Annotated in this window: 17 protein-coding genes; 10 read left to right on the forward strand and 7 right to left on the reverse strand. The window is 62.7% G+C overall.

The window, feature by feature from the left end:
• The first annotated feature begins 165 nt into the window (after positions 1 to 165).
• The gene (locus SJI03_RS20930) at positions 166 to 543 is read left to right on the forward strand and encodes a KGG domain-containing protein (RefSeq protein WP_322428435.1); all 378 of its coding nucleotides are present in this window, start codon (positions 166 to 168) and stop codon (positions 541 to 543) included.
• A gap of 197 nt (positions 544 to 740) precedes the next feature.
• Entirely contained in the window at positions 741 to 1,004 is a 264-nt protein-coding gene (locus SJI03_RS20935; protein ID WP_099379130.1) for a hypothetical protein, read from the forward strand.
• Between the two features lie 104 nt (positions 1,005 to 1,108).
• On the opposite strand, the gene SJI03_RS20940 is transcribed toward SJI03_RS20935, so the two are convergent.
• On the reverse strand, positions 1,109 to 1,606 hold the full coding sequence (locus SJI03_RS20940; protein ID WP_322428436.1) for a pyridoxamine 5'-phosphate oxidase family protein: 498 nt from the start codon (positions 1,604 to 1,606) through the stop codon (positions 1,109 to 1,111).
• 278 nt (positions 1,607 to 1,884) lie between these two features.
• Here SJI03_RS20940 and SJI03_RS20945 point away from each other — a divergent pair, with 278 nt between their 5' ends.
• The 6 genes from SJI03_RS20945 (at position 1,885) to SJI03_RS20970 (ending at position 6,986) form a co-directional block, all read left to right on the forward strand.
• Positions 1,885 to 2,538, forward strand: a complete 654-nt coding sequence (locus SJI03_RS20945; protein ID WP_099379132.1) for a PepSY-associated TM helix domain-containing protein — start codon at positions 1,885 to 1,887, stop codon at positions 2,536 to 2,538.
• A 32-nt stretch (positions 2,539 to 2,570) separates the two neighbouring features.
• Entirely contained in the window at positions 2,571 to 3,086 is a 516-nt protein-coding gene (locus SJI03_RS20950) for a DUF2271 domain-containing protein (protein ID WP_034783417.1), read from the forward strand.
• A gap of 10 nt (positions 3,087 to 3,096) precedes the next feature.
• Positions 3,097 to 3,921, forward strand: a complete 825-nt coding sequence (locus SJI03_RS20955; RefSeq protein ID WP_322428437.1) for a DUF4198 domain-containing protein — start codon at positions 3,097 to 3,099, stop codon at positions 3,919 to 3,921.
• Between the two features lie 26 nt (positions 3,922 to 3,947).
• The gene (locus SJI03_RS20960; RefSeq protein ID WP_322428438.1) at positions 3,948 to 4,988 is read left to right on the forward strand and encodes an FAD:protein FMN transferase; all 1,041 of its coding nucleotides are present in this window, start codon (positions 3,948 to 3,950) and stop codon (positions 4,986 to 4,988) included.
• A 12-nt stretch (positions 4,989 to 5,000) separates the two neighbouring features.
• Positions 5,001 to 6,365 carry a sulfite reductase subunit alpha gene (locus tag SJI03_RS20965; protein WP_322428439.1) on the forward strand — a complete coding sequence of 455 codons (1,365 nt, stop codon included), beginning with the start codon at positions 5,001 to 5,003 and terminating at the stop codon, positions 6,363 to 6,365.
• A 69-nt stretch (positions 6,366 to 6,434) separates the two neighbouring features.
• The gene (locus SJI03_RS20970; protein WP_099379137.1) at positions 6,435 to 6,986 is read left to right on the forward strand and encodes a glutathione peroxidase; all 552 of its coding nucleotides are present in this window, start codon (positions 6,435 to 6,437) and stop codon (positions 6,984 to 6,986) included.
• Positions 6,987 to 6,999: 13 nt separating this feature from the next.
• Here the strand turns inward: SJI03_RS20970 and SJI03_RS20975 are convergent, their stop codons facing one another.
• From SJI03_RS20975 to SJI03_RS21000, 6 genes are all read right to left on the reverse strand, one after another.
• Positions 7,000 to 8,226 carry a DUF2325 domain-containing protein gene (locus SJI03_RS20975; protein WP_322428440.1) on the reverse strand — a complete coding sequence of 409 codons (1,227 nt, stop codon included), beginning with the start codon at positions 8,224 to 8,226 and terminating at the stop codon, positions 7,000 to 7,002.
• 37 nt (positions 8,227 to 8,263) lie between these two features.
• The gene (locus SJI03_RS20980) at positions 8,264 to 8,590 is read right to left on the reverse strand and encodes a hypothetical protein (RefSeq protein ID WP_099379139.1); all 327 of its coding nucleotides are present in this window, start codon (positions 8,588 to 8,590) and stop codon (positions 8,264 to 8,266) included.
• An 85-nt stretch (positions 8,591 to 8,675) separates the two neighbouring features.
• Positions 8,676 to 8,873 (reverse strand): hemin uptake protein HemP, encoded by a 198-nt coding sequence (hemP, locus tag SJI03_RS20985; protein WP_322428441.1) that lies wholly within the window; start codon positions 8,871 to 8,873, stop codon positions 8,676 to 8,678.
• A 250-nt stretch (positions 8,874 to 9,123) separates the two neighbouring features.
• Positions 9,124 to 9,930 carry a Crp/Fnr family transcriptional regulator gene (locus tag SJI03_RS20990; RefSeq protein ID WP_035821063.1) on the reverse strand — a complete coding sequence of 269 codons (807 nt, stop codon included), beginning with the start codon at positions 9,928 to 9,930 and terminating at the stop codon, positions 9,124 to 9,126.
• Between the two features lie 340 nt (positions 9,931 to 10,270).
• Complete coding sequence (locus SJI03_RS20995; RefSeq protein WP_034783426.1) at positions 10,271 to 10,915, reverse strand: response regulator transcription factor; 645 nt, start codon at positions 10,913 to 10,915, stop codon at positions 10,271 to 10,273.
• A gap of 155 nt (positions 10,916 to 11,070) precedes the next feature.
• Positions 11,071 to 11,538, reverse strand: a complete 468-nt coding sequence (locus tag SJI03_RS21000; protein WP_070260284.1) for a universal stress protein — start codon at positions 11,536 to 11,538, stop codon at positions 11,071 to 11,073.
• A gap of 466 nt (positions 11,539 to 12,004) precedes the next feature.
• On the opposite strand from SJI03_RS21000, the gene SJI03_RS21005 reads away from it, so the two are divergent.
• Positions 12,005 to 12,874, forward strand: coding sequence for a protein phosphatase CheZ (locus tag SJI03_RS21005; RefSeq protein ID WP_099379140.1), 870 nt, complete (start codon positions 12,005 to 12,007; stop codon positions 12,872 to 12,874).
• Entirely contained in the window at positions 12,874 to 14,763 is a 1,890-nt protein-coding gene (locus SJI03_RS21010) for a chemotaxis protein CheA (RefSeq protein WP_322428442.1), read from the forward strand. Before SJI03_RS21005 ends, SJI03_RS21010 begins: the two co-directional genes overlap by 1 nt.
• Positions 14,764 to 14,805: the final 42 nt, after the last annotated feature.

The following is a 14,805-nucleotide window of genomic DNA, read 5'->3' on the forward strand; positions in this document are numbered from 1 at the left end:
CACCGTGGGCGGGACTCATCCTACATGCGCTCTTGCCATCCTCCTATTTCTTGTGCCCCATGTGCGCACTAAGATGACGGTTCCCTTGCCATGCGAGGGGGAAGAATTGCATGGTTTGCATTGTTTTTTGCATTGTTTCTGATTCCATCGATTAAGGAGATCATCATGGCCACATCGAGCGACAATAAACAGCAAGGTAGTAAAACCAGTAGCAGCAGCAGTAGCAGCGGCGGCAACAAGCAAAGCGATACCAGCAAACGGGGTTTCGCTTCCATGGATCCCGCCCAGCAGCGTGAAATCGCCAGCGAAGGCGGACGTGCTGCGCATGAAAAGGGCACGGCGCATGAATTCACGTCGGAAGAGGCACGCCGCGCAGGCAGCCAAAGCCACAAGAACGATGCCAGCCGGCAAAGCGCCACCAGCTCCAGCGGTACGCGCGACAATGCCAGCATGAACCAGGATGGCAACCGCGACAGTGGCAACAAGCAAAGCGGCGGTGCGGGTTCCAGCTCGGGTTCCTCGGGTTCGCGCAACAAGTCGTAGCAAGTCGTCATGAGCAGTAGGAAGTGAGCATGGCCTGCGGCAGGTACGCCGTTGGCCATGGTCGCATCTGTCCGGTCGCCGAAAATTTTGATGCAATGCAGCAGGCATGGACTATGATGAAATAGCTGCGCCAGCAAGGTGCAATCACCGTGCAATCGCCTCGCAGTCAACTTGTATTGATGATCAGGGAGAAGATTATGGGCAACTCGAATACGCCGCAACCGGGCAATAGCCAAGGCGGCACGCCTTCTACGGCGGGCAGCAAGCAAAGCACGGCCGACTCGGCCGAAAACTTTGTGCTGGTCGATAGCGAGCAAGGCCTCGATATTGGCGACGATCTGTTTTCCATCGGCGAAGTGCGGCGCGCCGACCGCTTGCCCCATCACCAGTCCGGTTCCTCCGGGCAGAGCCGGCAGAGCGCCGACGATGCGCCAGACACCACGGGCAGTACGGGCGTCTGAACTTTCCTTCCTGACTGTCTGATCATCCCCGCAAGGCCAGCCGTCAGGCGTGTTCGCACACGCCGACTGGCCCGCATGCGCGCGGGTAAATCAGGAAGGCTCCGCTACAGGTCGACCCGTCCATGTTCGCCCAGGTCCTTCGGCGGCTCGCCCGTAATGGCGGCCCTGGCCATCTCATAGAATTGCATCATCTTGCTGGCGCTGCTATCCCAGTACTCGGCCGACTGGATCGTCACCTTGATCAGCGACAGCTTCGGATCGTCGAGTCCGCCCGGGAACCAGGCTTTTACGAGCGGGTTCCACAATTCCTCCGCCTTGGCGCGGTCCTTCAGCAGCTGCGCGTGGCCGCAGACGGACACATACAGGCTGTCGCCCGTGTCGACAAAGCTGACATTGACTTGCGGATTGTTCAGCAAATCGCGCGTGTAGGCGGCTTCATCCGAGACAAAGAACCAGATGTGCCCATCGCTGTCGACCTGCTGCTGCGTCAACGGCCGGCTGGTGAGGGTGCGCATGTCATCGCTGGTGGTCAGCATGCCGAATTTGACGTCCTTGATTTTGGCCGCGATGCTGGCCAGTTGTTCGCTGGAATACGCTTGCATGGGGTGCTCCCTTGATGGTTGTCCTGAACAAGAGCATAGGCGGGCGCGGCAGTCGGCTCTGTACGGCAGCTTACGTAGTGGCGTCGGCCTGCCTGCCTCGCGCCATGTTTCAAAGCTGTTACAAAACGCTGGCCCGACGGGGCGCCCCATGTATTGACTTAATAAATGATAATCATTATCATTTGTTTGAAAATTAGGCATGAACTTTGATTGAAGGATGGGAATGAAGCACACTGACTTGTCGCGCCACCTGGCCCGCTCCTTGCCGGGAGCGCTCGATGGGTAATGCGGGCGCCGCAGACAAGGCCAAGAACAACGCCAGCCGCGCCGTCTGGCTGAAGAATTTGCATCAATGGCACTGGATCAGCTCGGCGCTCTGCCTGCTGGGCATGTTTCTGTTCGCCATTACCGGCATCACCCTGAACCACGCCGGCCAGATCGAAGCCAAGCCGTCCATCACGCGGCAGAAGGCAGAATTGCCGGCACCCCTCGTCACGCAACTGGCCGCCTATGCCGCCAAGCACGATGGCGCCAACGCACCGATGCCGGCCGCCGCCGAAGCCTGGCTCAAGCAGCAGTGGTCGCTCAACGCGGGCGGCCGTCCCGCCGAATGGTCGATCGACGAAGTGTATTTACCGCTGCCCAAGGCGGGCGGCGACGCCTGGGTGCGCATCGGCCTGGAAGACGGGGCCGCCGAATATGAATTGACGGACCGGGGCTGGGTGTCCTGGCTCAACGATGTCCACAAGGGCCGTAACACGGGCGTGGCCTGGAGCTGGTTCATCGACATTTTTGCCGGCGCCTGCATCGTGTTTTGCCTGACGGGTTTGTTGATTTTGAAATTCCACGCGGTCAACCGGCCATTTACCTGGCCGATGGTTGGCCTTGGTATCTTGATACCTTGCGCGATCGCCTTGTTGTTTATCCATTGATCGTTTTTATTTTTCCTTTTTACAGGCACACCATGAAATTACGCTACTCCCTGGCGCTTGGCCTTCCCCTGATCGGTACGTCGGCGATGGCGGCCGACCTGGCCCTCAAGATTGAAATCCCGCAACTGAACGTAGCGGAATACCACCGTCCCTACGTGGCGGCGTGGCTGGAAACGGCGGACCAGAAGGTGGTTGGCAACCTGACCGTGCTGTATGACGTGAAAAAGAAGGACAAGGCGGGCGAGAAGTGGCTGAAGGACATGCGCCAGTGGTGGCGCAAGAGCGGTCGCGACCTGGCCATGCCGGTTGACGGCGTCAGCGGCGCCACGCGTGCGCCGGGTGAACACACCCTGACGTTCCCAGGTGCCAAGGCCTTGCTCGATAAGCTGCCCGCCGGCGAATACCAGGTGGTGGTGGAAGCGGCGCGCGAAGCGGGTGGACGCGAACTGGTGCGCGTGCCGTTCCAGTGGCCGCTGAAGTCGGCCCAGTCCGTGCCTGCCAAGGGCAAGGAAGAACTCGGCAATGTCGTCGTCCAACTCAAACCATAAGGCGCACACCATGTTCAAGCAATTCAATAAACCCCTGATCGCCCTGGCCCTGGCCGGCCTGGCCATGAACGCCCACGCCCACCGCGGTTGGATGGTGCCTTCGAGCACGATGGTGGAAAGCAAGGACGCCTGGGTGACGGTGGACGCCGCCGTGTCCGACGGCCTGTTCGAGATCGACCACCAGCCGCTGCGCCTGGACGCGCTGCAAGTGATCGGCCCGGACGGCGCGAAAGTGGCGCCGGCGAACACGGTCACGGGCCGCTTGCGCAGCGTTTTCGATGTGAAAATGGAAAAGCCGGGCACGTACAAGGCGGCCATCGTGTCGCAAAACGTGATGGGCAGCTACACCGTGAATGGCGAGCAGAAGCGTTTCCGTGGCAACGAGGAAACCTTCAAGAAAGACGTGCCGGCCGACGCGAAAGACTTGAAAATCACGCGCACGGCAGCGCGCCTGGAAACCTTCTTCAGCAATGGCGAAACCAGCACGGAAGTGTTCAAGCCGACCGGCGTGGGCCTGGAATTCGTGCCAGTGACGCATCCGAACGACTTGCGCGCGGGCGAGAAAGCCACGTGGCGCTTCCTGGTCGACGGCAAGCCGGCAGCGAACCAGGCCTTCAGCTTGGTGCCAGGCGGCGTGCGCTACCGTGGCGTGCTCGGTGAAATCCGCCAGAGCACGGATGCCAAGGGCGAGATCACGTTTACCGTGCCGGCTGCCGGCATGTATTACCTGAGCAGCACCTGGCCAGCGGCCGCCCCGGCCGTGGCCGGCCAGCCGCCGGTGATGCCCGAGCGCCGCATGACGTACGCGGCCACCGTGGAAGTGCTGCCGCAGTAAGCGGCGGCCTGTTCACAAGGTTTCCGATGCGCCGGGTCCTGCTGCCGCAGCATATTTCCGATCAGGTCGCGCCGCCCGGCGCCGCGATCCGGGACTTGCGCGGCTTGTCGATGGGCACCAGCTGGTCGGTGCGCCTGCTGGAGTCCGCCATGCCGGGACGCGCGGGCAGCGCCGACTTGCAGCAGGGCTTGCAGCAGCAGCTGGATCTTGTTGTAGCGCAAATGAGCCATTGGAGCGACGAGTCCGACCTGGGCCGCTTCAACCGGGCCGAACCCGGCAGCTGGCATAGCTTGCCTGCCGCGTTTTGCGAGGTGCTGGGCTTTGCCATGCACGTGTCGCAAGCGTCCGGCGGCGCGTATGACCCGTGCGCCGGCGCCCTCGTCAACCTGTGGGGCTTCGGCCCCCGCAACCGCTACGATGAGCCGGGTTTCCTGCCGCCGAAAGACGATACCGTGGCGTTGCTGCTGTCGCAGCGCCAGCGCCGCCGCCTGGAACTCGATTTGCCGGCCCGCCGCGCGCGCCAGCCGGGCGGCTTGCAGCTCGATTTGTCCGCCGTGGCCAAGGGCTATGGCGTGGACCGCCTGGCTCGCTACCTGGAGAGCCAGGGCATCCATCATTACCTGGTCGAAGTGGGCGGCGAGCTGCGCGGCGCAGGCTGCAAGCCCGACGGCCAGCCGTGGTGGGTGATGCTGGAACAGGTCGATGGCGCTGCCGATAGTGCCGATACTGCACAGCATCCGCCGGAAATGCTGCTGGCGCTGCATGGCCTGTCCGTGGCGACGTCGGGCGACTACCGGCGTTTCTTCCAGGATGGCTCAGCGCGTTTCTCACACACCATCGATCCGCGCAGCGGCATGCCGATCGCCAATCAACTCGCTTCCGTCACCGTCGTGCATGCCGAATGCATGGCGGCCGATGCCTGGTCGACGGCCCTGACCGTGCTGGGTGTCGAGGCCGGCATGGCGCTGGCCGAAGAGCAGGGCCTGGCCGCGCGCTTCCTGCAGCGCGACGGCGATGGCTACCATGAAACGCTGAGCAGCCACATGCTGGCCATGCTCGACGAATGAACGATTAATTCCATGATTTTTACGCACGATACGACGCGGCTGGCCTTGCTGGCCGCCCTGTCCCTCAGTTATGCGGGCGTGTGCCTGGCGCCCTGGCTGCGCGCGCGCGCCAAGCGCCGCGCGTCCGACGCCGCCAGGGCGGCGCTGGCAAACAGTCCCGCCTGGCTGGTGGCGTATGCGAGCCAGACGGGCAATGCCGAGGAACTGGCTACGCAAACGGCGCAGAGCCTGCAACTGGCCGGCATCCCCGTGCGCCTGTGCGCGCTGGCCGAACTCACGGCCTTTGATCTGCAACAAGCGGAACGGGCCTTGTTCCTGGTCAGCACGTATGGCGAAGGCGATGCGCCCGACAATGCGGCGGCCTTCATGGGCCGCCTGATGACGGGTGAGCTGGCGCTGCCGCAATTGCATTACGCCGTGCTGGCCCTGGGCGACCGCAGCTATGGCCAGTTCTGCGGCTTCGGCCGCGCGCTCGACGCCTGGCTGGCCGCGCAGGGTGCGTCGCGCCTGTTCCAGCGCATCGAAGTCGACCGCAGCGCCAGTGCCGCCATCGAGCAATGGTTCCAGCACCTGAGCCACCTGGCCGGCACCAGCGACGCGCCCGACTGGAGCGCGCCCGCCTTTGGCGACTGGCGTCTGACGCAAAGGCAGTTGCTGAATCCTGGCAGCGCCGGCGGCGCCATTTATCACGTGGAACTGGCGCCCGTGGCGGGCAGCTTGCCTGACTGGCAGTCGGGCGACCTGGTGCAGGTGACGGCGCCTGCCGACCCGTCGCAGCCGCGCGAATACTCGATCGCCTCGATCCCGCGCGATGGCGGCGTGCACTTGCTGGTACGCCAGCATGCGCATCCCGATGGCAGCCTGGGCCTGGCTTCGGGCTGGCTGACGGCGCAAGCCGCAGTGGGCGACGTGGTGCAGCTGCGCTTGCGGCAGCACAAACGCTTCCGCCTGGAAGACAATGCCCAGCGGCCATTGATTTTGATCGGCAACGGCAGCGGCATCGCCGGCTTGCGCGGGCATTTGAAAAGCCGCGTGCTGGCAGGGCAGCGGCGCAACTGGCTGATCTTTGGCGAGCGCAACCTGGCCCACGATTTCCATTATCGCGAAGAAATTGAGCGCTGGCATGCCAGTGGCGATCTGCCGCGCCTGGACCTGGCGTTTTCGCGCGATCAGGCAGAGCGAACCTACGTGCAGGACCGCCTGCGCGGCAATGCCGACGAGGTGAAACTGTGGCTGGAACAGGGCGCGGCTATCTACATTTGCGGCAGCCTGGCCGGCATGGCGGGCGGCGTCGACCTGGCCCTGCAGGAAATCCTGGGGCGGCCCGCGCTCGACGCGCTGGCGGCCGAAGGGCGCTACCGGCGCGACGTCTACTGAGTTTTTGACGCCGCCAGCGCGTTCGCGCGCACACGGCTATCATGATTGTTTCATCCAGGGAGAACCATCATGAGCGACAGCATTTACGACATTCCCTTGCGCCGCATCAATGGCGAGCCCACCAGCCTGGACGCGTATCGCGGCAAGGTCGTGCTGGTGGTCAATGTCGCCTCCGCCTGCGGCTTGACGCCGCAGTACGAAGGCCTGGAAAAACTCTACGCCGACAAGCAGGCCGAGGGCCTGGTGGTGGCAGGTTTTCCCGCCAATGAATTCGGCGCGCAGGAGCCGGGCAGCAATGCCGAGATCGCCGACTTTTGCCGTGGCACGTTTGGCGTGCAATTTCCCATGTTTGAAAAAATCGTCGTCAAGGGCCCTGGCCAGCATCCGCTGTACCAGCGCCTGGTGCAGGAGCAGCCGCGGGCGCAGGAAAAGCCGGGCAGCGATTTCCGCGCCAAGCTGGCCGGCTACGGCATCACGCAGGAGCAGCCCAGCGACGTGCTGTGGAATTTCGAGAAGTTTTTGATCAGCAAGGACGGCAAGGTGGTGGGGCGTTTCGCGCCCGACACCACGGTCGATGATGCGCTGTTGCGCGAGGCCATCGCGCAACAGCTGCAGGCCTAAGCTTGGGCCTGGCTTAGTCGGAGGCGTCCAGCACGGCTGGCTCCATCTCGCCACTGACTTCCTGCAAGCCCCGTGCCAGGCTGGAAATGCTGGGGTTGTCGATGAAGACGCAGCGCTTGCCCGTGCGCTTGCAATAATCCTTGACGCGCCAGTAGGCGCTGTGGCTGATGCAGCCCGTCTGGCAAATCACCAGGTCGGCCGCCGCCAGGCTCGAGTCGAGCAGGTTGGCATTGTCTTCCAGGCCGCCGTCGTGGTGGGCAAACTGCGCGCCGACCCGTTCGATCAGGGCGCGGTAGGTGGCGACATTGCCGCTGCGTCCGCCCACGCACAAGACGCTTTGATCGACGAGGCGGATCGGCATTTTCAGCTTGCCGCCCGTCGGCACTTCCAGCTTCGGCGCCGGCGGCGGCGCGACCGCGCCTGGACGTGGCTGGGCCTGCTTCAATTCCACGATTTGCTGGCGCAATTCCTTTTCGCGCTCATCCATTTGCGCCAGGCGTTCGACCAGACGCGTGCGCGATTCCAGTGCCGGGATGGCCGCCTGCAATTGCGCCAGTTCCGCGCGCAAGCCGTCGATCACGCTATCCTTGCCTATGGCCTCGGCACGCGTGCGCAGCAGCACGGCTTCCTGGCGTTCCAGCTCGCCCGTCTTTTCCATCAGTGCGGCCTGGCTGCGTTGTTGCAGCTTGGCCAGTTCGTGCGTCAGGCGTGCATTTTCTTCCTGCAAGGCCGTAAACTTGCCCATGTCGGCGCGCACGCAGGCGCCGGCCTGGTGCTGGATCATGTGCAGGTCGCGGCACATCTGCTCTTCCAGCTCGGCATCGCAGCGCGGGTGCGTCAGTCCGGCCCAGAAAGCGCCCGACACGTTGCCGTTGGCGACCGCCGTGCGCCACAGTTCGGCCACTTGCGCCGTCGTCTTGGCGCCGCGAAAGCGCAGGATCACGGGAGCGTAGCGGCGTTCGAGTTCCTTTTGCAGCGCTTCGGACAGTCGGTTGCGCGCGCCGCATTCCGTCACGGCACCCACGTGCACTTCGTAATCGTCGGCCAGCACGCGCCCGCCCGTCATCTTGCCCACCAGCTTGCGCAGGTATCCCAAGGGTAAACCCACGCCGACCAACGGGCAATGACAGGTATGCGACAGTTCCCACAGCCGGCGGCGGCGCGAAGCGAGCGCGGCCGTGTCGGCCCCGCCGCTGGAACAATTGCTGATGACGGGCAGGGACTGGTCTTTGTCACACATGGCGATATCCTGTTGGACGGTGGGGATGGAAAAGAAATTATTGCGGCAGGGGCGAGGCAGGGCGCTTGGCGCTCAGCATGCGTGCCAGGCGATCCAGCAAGGAGGTCCTGGGCGGCGCGGGCTTGTGCAGCGCCACCAGGGCGGCCCATTGCTGCGACAGTTGCTGGCACGTCGCTTGCAGCACGGGGCCCAGGCCGGGCGAACTCGACAGTACTTGCAGATGGCGTTCGATGACACCGGCCAGTTTCTCGCAGGGACTGCCCGCATGGTAGTGCGACATCAGGTGCAGCACGGCCGACAGCAGCAATTCAGGCTGTTGGCCTTGCGGGGAGGGAAACATCGGGGAAGGTCGGTCGTTCGCCATCAAACACTCCTGTGCGGTGGTTTGGCTGGCTGCGCGCACGGGGCGCGACTGGCTGGCGAGTGTGGTGACTGGCTGCCGTGCTGCTTCAGGCAGTCAGGATCAGCTTGTTCAACTGGGTGACGCGCAGGCGATAGATCTTGCCGCTGTGCTCAATCTCCACTTCGCGACCTTGCTGCAGCAGCGCTTCGCTGGTGATGCGGCGCGTCGGCTGGGCCATGCTGACGGGAGGGCGGACGTGGGCGGTAGCGGCATCCTGGATCAAGGCTGGTTTTGAGCTTTGCATGTTGGGCTTTCTTTATCTCAGTTGAGAATGATTCGTATTTGCATTATTGTTGAATGTGGCCCGAAAAGCAAGGCTTATTTGTGCGGAATCCGTGCTTTTTTATGGTGACATGGCAGCGTGGATGATCGTGCTGCGCAAAGCTGGCCGCAGGAGCGGCGCGGGAGACGGGGGCGGCAAAAAAGACCCGGCAAGGCGTTGTGCGCCTTGGCCGGGTCAAGCCTGTGCCAAGCTTGAGGAAATCGGGATGGCGCTAAATAGTAGCCAGCAATTGCGCCGAAGCGCTGGCGGCGGCGGTGGTGTCAGCCTTGAGCTTGGCGGCGGCCAGCTGCTTGGCGCGCGAGCGCGACGGCGGCAGGCGGCGCAGGGTTTTCAGGGCGTCCGGATCCTTGATGCCGATGGTGCGCTGGTCAACCGTAATCAGGCCGATTTCATTGAAGGCGGACAAGGTGCGGCTCACCGTTTCCAGGGTCAGGCCCAGATAGCTGCCGATTTCATGGCGCGTCATGCGCAGGTTGAACAGCTTGCTCGAATAGCCCATCTGCGCAAAGCGGTCGGCCAGCGAGACGAGGAAGCGGGCCACGCGGGCTTCGGCACTGAGGGCGCCCAGCATGCCGATCATGGCTTGCTCGCGCACCAGTTCGCGGCTCATCACGCCGTACATGACGTTTTCCAGTTCCAGGTGGACTCTGCCCAGCGCCGTCAGCTTCTTGAACGGCAGCAGGATCAGGTCGCAGTCGGACAGGGCCACCGCTTCCGAGGAGTAATGGCGCGAGTGGATGCCGTCGACGCCCAGCATGTCGCCCTTCATGGGAAAGCTGAGCACCTGCTCATTGCCGAATTCATCGATAAGCACGGTTTTCAGGAAGCCTGAATTGACGATGTACAGGGTGTCGAACGGCTGGCCGATCGTGTGCACGCGCTGGCCCGTCTTGAATTGCACGTGCTGGAACAGCAGTTCGTCGGCGGCGATGGTGCAGGCGCTGGAGATATGCAGCAGGTCGCACACCTCCTTCAGGTTCGACCAGAGCCGGCCCTGGCGCTGGCGCCCCGCTTCCATCGGAGAGGAGGGGGGCAGCGATGGTGAGGCGGCGCGGGTGTCGGGCGTTTGCGTGGACAGCATGTTCATCTCCTGGTGACAGGTAGTTCAGAGTTGAATAACGGGGTGCGCGGGACGGCGGGCGGGCAAGGGCCGGCGGCGCGCGTTCAGGCAGGTAATGCTCAATTCGCTGAAGACTTGCTGTGTGATGAAATAACTTCCCAGCAACTTGATTACTGGTTTCAGTATGCCAACAACCGTATGCAATTAATATCAGCAGTGGCTGAATATGGCAGTAGGAGCTGTGGTAGATGTAGTAGGATTGTTCCTACAGTCGACGCGCGGGCGCGCGCCGCCGGACTTAGGTCTTGAAGGGGGAAAGCAGGCGGTGCGCGACGGCATACTGGACCATTTCCGACAGCGAACTCATACCCATTTTTTGCATGATGCGCGTCTTGTGCGTACTCACCGTTTTGACGCTCAGGTGCAGGTTGTTGGCAATTTCCGTGATCGACTTGCCTGCCACCAGCAGGGAAAAGACTTCGAATTCGCGGTCCGACAACTGTTTGTGCAGCAAGCTTTCATTCGGCATCATGATGTTGAGCACGAGTTGCTCCGCCACCTCGGCGCTGATATAGGGACGGCCCGACGCCACCTTGTGGATGGCGCCCACGAGCTGGGTGCCCGCGCTTTCCTTGGTCAGATAGCCTTGCGCGCCGGCGCGGATGGCGCGCACCGCATATTGTTCTTCCTCGTGCATGGTGAGGATCAGGATGGACAGCTTGGGCGCCTCGCTGCGGATTTGCCGGATCAGGTCGACGCCGCTGCGGCCCGGCATCGACAGGTCGAGCAGCAACAGGTCGAAGCCGCCCTGGCGCACATGGTTGAGGACTTCAAAACCGTCGATGGCTTCACCCACGATGTCGATATCCGGCGCGCCGTCAAGGATGCGCTTTAATCCTTCACGCATGATGGTGTGGTCGTCGGCAATCACAATACGTATCATAGGCGGGCAATCTGGTGGCGTGTAATCTGCTCTGTCCGTCACCGGACAATCAAATGTTAAGAAACGAGAAATGTTGTCATTTTAACTGAAGTGGCCGCACGTTTGCCTTTTTCTTGGTGCGCCGGCGACGGCGGCCTTCGTGGCCATGTGACCCCTTATTTTGCCGGGGGTTCCTTGATCAGCCTGTGCACGAGCACGGGCAGTTTCGAGTGCGACAGCACCTTGTTGGTCACGCTGCCCAGCAGTAACTGCCCCCAGCCGCTGCGGCCGTGCGAGCCCATGAAGATCAGGTCGCATTGCTGCAATTGCGCCACTTCCACGATTTTCAGGGCCGGGCTGTCGGAAAAGGCCGTCAAGCCCGTCGCCTGCAGACCCCGCTTGGCGGCCGCGTCGAGGATGGGCTGCCAGTGGTCGGCGCCCGCCTTGCGCATGGCGATGCGGTATTCCTCTTCGCTGGGATAGCTCGGTGGAATGATTTCGATGTACACCGGGTACTGGTACTCGGGCGCCACGTACACGGCAAGGATGTCGGCGTGCATCTGTTCGGCAAAGGCAACGCCGGCACAGGCCGTCAAGTTGGAGACGGTGGAGCCGTCCGTGGCGATCAGAATTTTCTTATACATGGCAGGTCCTTTGGCAGTGACTCAGCGCGCGCAACGCCTCTTATTGTAGACGTGGCGGCAGCATTGTATTCATGTAAAGACTTGATAATTATCAATACTACTGCACCTTCAGTATAGACAACATTGGCAGAAAGATCGTGTTTAGCTGCAACGATGGCCGTGCGAGGCTGTTGCGCAGGCGCCCGGAGGCAGGATTTGTCATGTCGCGCGTGGTCTTGCACGCACGCCAATGGTAGTATTTCAAAATACAACAGCAGGAACACTTATTTCCTGGCGGAAAAGCTCTTGTGGACCCGCTTTGCACCAGGAAGCGCGTTTTGAGATTTACCAACAGGGCGGCGCCCTGCTACACTCGCACCATCGCAGCGGTATTGCCTCAAATCATCTTAATCGAGAAATTGTGGGTATCAGTCTGTAAAACGCACAGTTCAGGCGGAATTTTGACAAATTATGGAGAAGCAGGGATATGACCAACGCCGCTGATGATTTCGATGCATTATTCGATGAAGTATCCGCGCAAAGCGCGGCCGCAGCCACGCCGGCGCCCGCCGCCGCGCCCGCTCCTGCCGTGATCGCGGATGATGATTTTGACGCGCTGTTCGACTCCGTGTCGGCCAGCGCCGCCGTCCCGGCAGCCGCAGCGGCGCCGGTGGCTGCCGCGCCAGCCGCTGCGCAAGCGGCCCCCGTGGCCAGCGCCGACGCGCATGGCGAGGCGGCAGATCCTGTCGACCAGTCCGACAAGCCGATGTTCGAGCGCCTGGGCGGCATCGTGCGCCTGCTGCACGATTCGCTGCGTGAACTGGGCTACGACAAGGCGTTGACGGAAGCGTCGTCGCAGATCGTCGATGCCCAGGACCGCCTCGAATATGTCGCCACCCTGACGGAGCAGGCCGCCAACAAGGTACTGAATACGCTCGACGAAGGCATGCCGGCGCAAGACGTGTTGTCGAAGAAAGCCAAGGACATGGACGGCCGCTGGACAGCCTTGTTCGACGGCAAGCTGAGCCTGGAAGAATTCAAGGCTCTGGCCGGCGATTCGCGCCAGTTCGCGCAAGCCGTTGCCGAAGCGACGGAAGCGGAAAAAGCACGCTTGCTGGAAATTATGATGGCCCAGGACTTCCAGGACATCACGGGCCAGCTGATCAAAAAAGTGGTCAACATCACCAAGACGGTGGAGCACGAGTTGGCTCAGCTGCTGCGCGACAACGCGCCGGCCGAAGTGCGCGAGAAACTCGCACAGAAGCAGGACGCGCCGCTGATGCAGGGCCCGTCCGTGCCGTCGGTGGCGCTGGACCAGGATAATGTAGACGACCTTCTTGCGGATTTGGGATTCTAATGGACGATATGCTCAAGGATTTCGTCGTTGAGGCGATGGATCTTGCGGTTAATGTTGAAGAGCACTTATTGCGCCTCGAGCGTGATCCTGACAACAAGGAAACACTGAATGCCGTGTTTCGTTCCTTCCACACCATCAAGGGTGGCGCCGGCTTCATGGGCTTGCCCGCGCTGGTGGCAGCCTGCCATCTGACGGAAAACCTGTTCGACGCCTTGCGCACGGGTGCCGCGCCCGTGACGCCGATCGCCATCGAGGCGGCGCTGCAAGCGTCCGGATTCGTGGCCGACCAGCTGACGGAGCTGGCGAATGGCGCCGCGCCGGAAAGCTTGCCGGCCATGCCCGAAGAGCTGGAACACATCCTGACGAACGCCATCGAAGGCAAGGGCATGGACGCGCCTGCGCCAGCTGCCGCCTTGGTGGCGGAAGTTGCCGTTGCCGAGGTTGTCGAAGTCGTCGTGGCCGCGCCTGCCGCCGCCGTTGCCACTGCCAGCATCGATGGCCTGGACTGGGAAGGCATGTATAACGCCGTCGTGCCCGAGGGTAATCGCGTCGCAGCAGCGCCGCCGGTGTCCGTCGTCGCCGCTGCGCCTGCCGCCGTGGTCGCCGCGCCTGCTGCTGCCGCTGCTGCCGCCAAACCGGTCGCCAAGGCCTGGGATGGCGCCGAACGCCGCGAAGAGCGTCCGGAAGTGCGCCATGCCGCGCCCGTCAAGGAAGACAGCATCCGCGTCGACGCCGTCAAGCTCGACGCCTTGCTGGAAGTGGCCGGCGAATCCGTGCAGGCCGCCAACCAGGCTGCCGTGCTGCTCGAGCGCTTGCTGCAATTCAAATTCGAAGGCCAGGCCGCCACCTTGATGGCGACCCTGGCGGAAACCCTGGAACGCGCTTCGCGTTACTCGACGGAACTGCAGCGGGCCACCCTGGCCACGCGCATGCAGCCTGTCGGCCGCCTGTTCCAGAAATTCCCGCGCCTGGTGCGCGAGCTGGCCAAGGATCTGGGCAAGGATGTCGAACTGACCATCGAAGGCGCGGAAACGGAAGTCGACCGCGTGGTGGTCGACAGCCTGTACGATCCGCTCGTGCACATGCTGCGCAACTCGCTCGACCATGGCGTCGAATCGCCGGAAGCGCGCCTGGCTGCCGGCAAGCCCGCCAAATCGTATATTTCGCTGAAAGCCTGGCAGGAAGCCAACAGTGTCATGATCGTGCTGCAGGATGATGGCAAGGGCATGGATCCGGCCTTCCTGCGCAGCAAGGCCCAGCAAAAGGGCTTGATCAGCGAAAACGCGCAATTGAGCAACGACGAATGCTTCCAGCTGGTGTTCCTGCCGGGCTTCTCGACCAAGGAAGTCGCGTCCAGCGTTTCCGGCCGCGGCGTGGGCATGGACGTGGTGAAAACGGCCGTGGAGAAAAACCGCGGCGCCATCCACATTGAATCGGCGCTGGGCAAGGGCACCAAGTTCGCCATCCGCCTGCCGATCGAACTGTCGATCGTGCCGACCATGCTTGTGTCGACCTCGGGCGCCGCGCTGGCGCTGCCGATGGCCGTGGTGCAGCGCGTCGTCGAATTGCCGGAAACTTTCATGGAAGTGGGCGGCGCGCCCGTGCTGAAAGACCAGGGACGTCCATTGCCTGTGCGCTCGCTGGCCGGCTCGCTGGGCTACGAATCGTGCAGCGAGCGCGTCGGCATCGTGGTCGCTGCGCCACAGCCGTACATTCTCGCCGTGGAAGCCGTCGATGGCACGGCCGACCTGGTGATCAAGCCGATGACGGCCATCACCGTGGAAGGCATCACGGGCACGGCCCGCTCGGCTGAAGGCGAGCTGGTGCTGGTAGTCGGCCTGTCGTTCCTGATGGATGGTTGTCGAGGTAGCGTGCGTTTAGCTGCCTGACGTAAGTGTCGCTGTATTCTTTGGAAAGCCCGCCAGGTATGG

This window comes from Janthinobacterium sp. GMG1 (genome assembly GCF_034427795.1).
Lineage (GTDB): Bacteria > Pseudomonadota > Gammaproteobacteria > Burkholderiales > Burkholderiaceae_D > Janthinobacterium.

Excerpts from the sequence above, each read along its gene's own strand:
- SJI03_RS20990 (WP_035821063.1), bottom strand. The coding sequence starts at position 9,930 with ATGGAAGCGGGGCGCCAGCGCCAGGGCCGGCTCTGGTCGAACCTGAAG.
- SJI03_RS20930 (WP_322428435.1), top strand. The coding sequence starts at position 166 with ATGGCCACATCGAGCGACAATAAACAGCAAGGTAGTAAAACCAGTAGC.
- SJI03_RS20935 (WP_099379130.1), top strand. The coding sequence starts at position 741 with ATGGGCAACTCGAATACGCCGCAACCGGGCAATAGCCAAGGCGGCACG.
- SJI03_RS20940 (WP_322428436.1), bottom strand. The coding sequence starts at position 1,606 with ATGCAAGCGTATTCCAGCGAACAACTGGCCAGCATCGCGGCCAAAATC.
- SJI03_RS20945 (WP_099379132.1), top strand. The coding sequence starts at position 1,885 with ATGGGTAATGCGGGCGCCGCAGACAAGGCCAAGAACAACGCCAGCCGC.
- SJI03_RS21005 (WP_099379140.1), top strand. The coding sequence starts at position 12,005 with ATGACCAACGCCGCTGATGATTTCGATGCATTATTCGATGAAGTATCC.
- SJI03_RS20975 (WP_322428440.1), bottom strand. The coding sequence starts at position 8,226 with ATGTGTGACAAAGACCAGTCCCTGCCCGTCATCAGCAATTGTTCCAGC.
- SJI03_RS20950 (WP_034783417.1), top strand. The coding sequence starts at position 2,571 with ATGAAATTACGCTACTCCCTGGCGCTTGGCCTTCCCCTGATCGGTACG.
- SJI03_RS20955 (WP_322428437.1), top strand. The coding sequence starts at position 3,097 with ATGTTCAAGCAATTCAATAAACCCCTGATCGCCCTGGCCCTGGCCGGC.
- hemP (WP_322428441.1), bottom strand. The coding sequence starts at position 8,873 with ATGCAAAGCTCAAAACCAGCCTTGATCCAGGATGCCGCTACCGCCCAC.
- SJI03_RS20970 (WP_099379137.1), top strand. The coding sequence starts at position 6,435 with ATGAGCGACAGCATTTACGACATTCCCTTGCGCCGCATCAATGGCGAG.
- SJI03_RS20995 (WP_034783426.1), bottom strand. The coding sequence starts at position 10,915 with ATGATACGTATTGTGATTGCCGACGACCACACCATCATGCGTGAAGGA.
- SJI03_RS20965 (WP_322428439.1), top strand. The coding sequence starts at position 5,001 with ATGATTTTTACGCACGATACGACGCGGCTGGCCTTGCTGGCCGCCCTG.
- SJI03_RS20960 (WP_322428438.1), top strand. The coding sequence starts at position 3,948 with ATGCGCCGGGTCCTGCTGCCGCAGCATATTTCCGATCAGGTCGCGCCG.
- SJI03_RS20980 (WP_099379139.1), bottom strand. The coding sequence starts at position 8,590 with ATGGCGAACGACCGACCTTCCCCGATGTTTCCCTCCCCGCAAGGCCAA.
- SJI03_RS21000 (WP_070260284.1), bottom strand. The coding sequence starts at position 11,538 with ATGTATAAGAAAATTCTGATCGCCACGGACGGCTCCACCGTCTCCAAC.
- SJI03_RS21010 (WP_322428442.1), top strand. The coding sequence starts at position 12,874 with ATGGACGATATGCTCAAGGATTTCGTCGTTGAGGCGATGGATCTTGCG.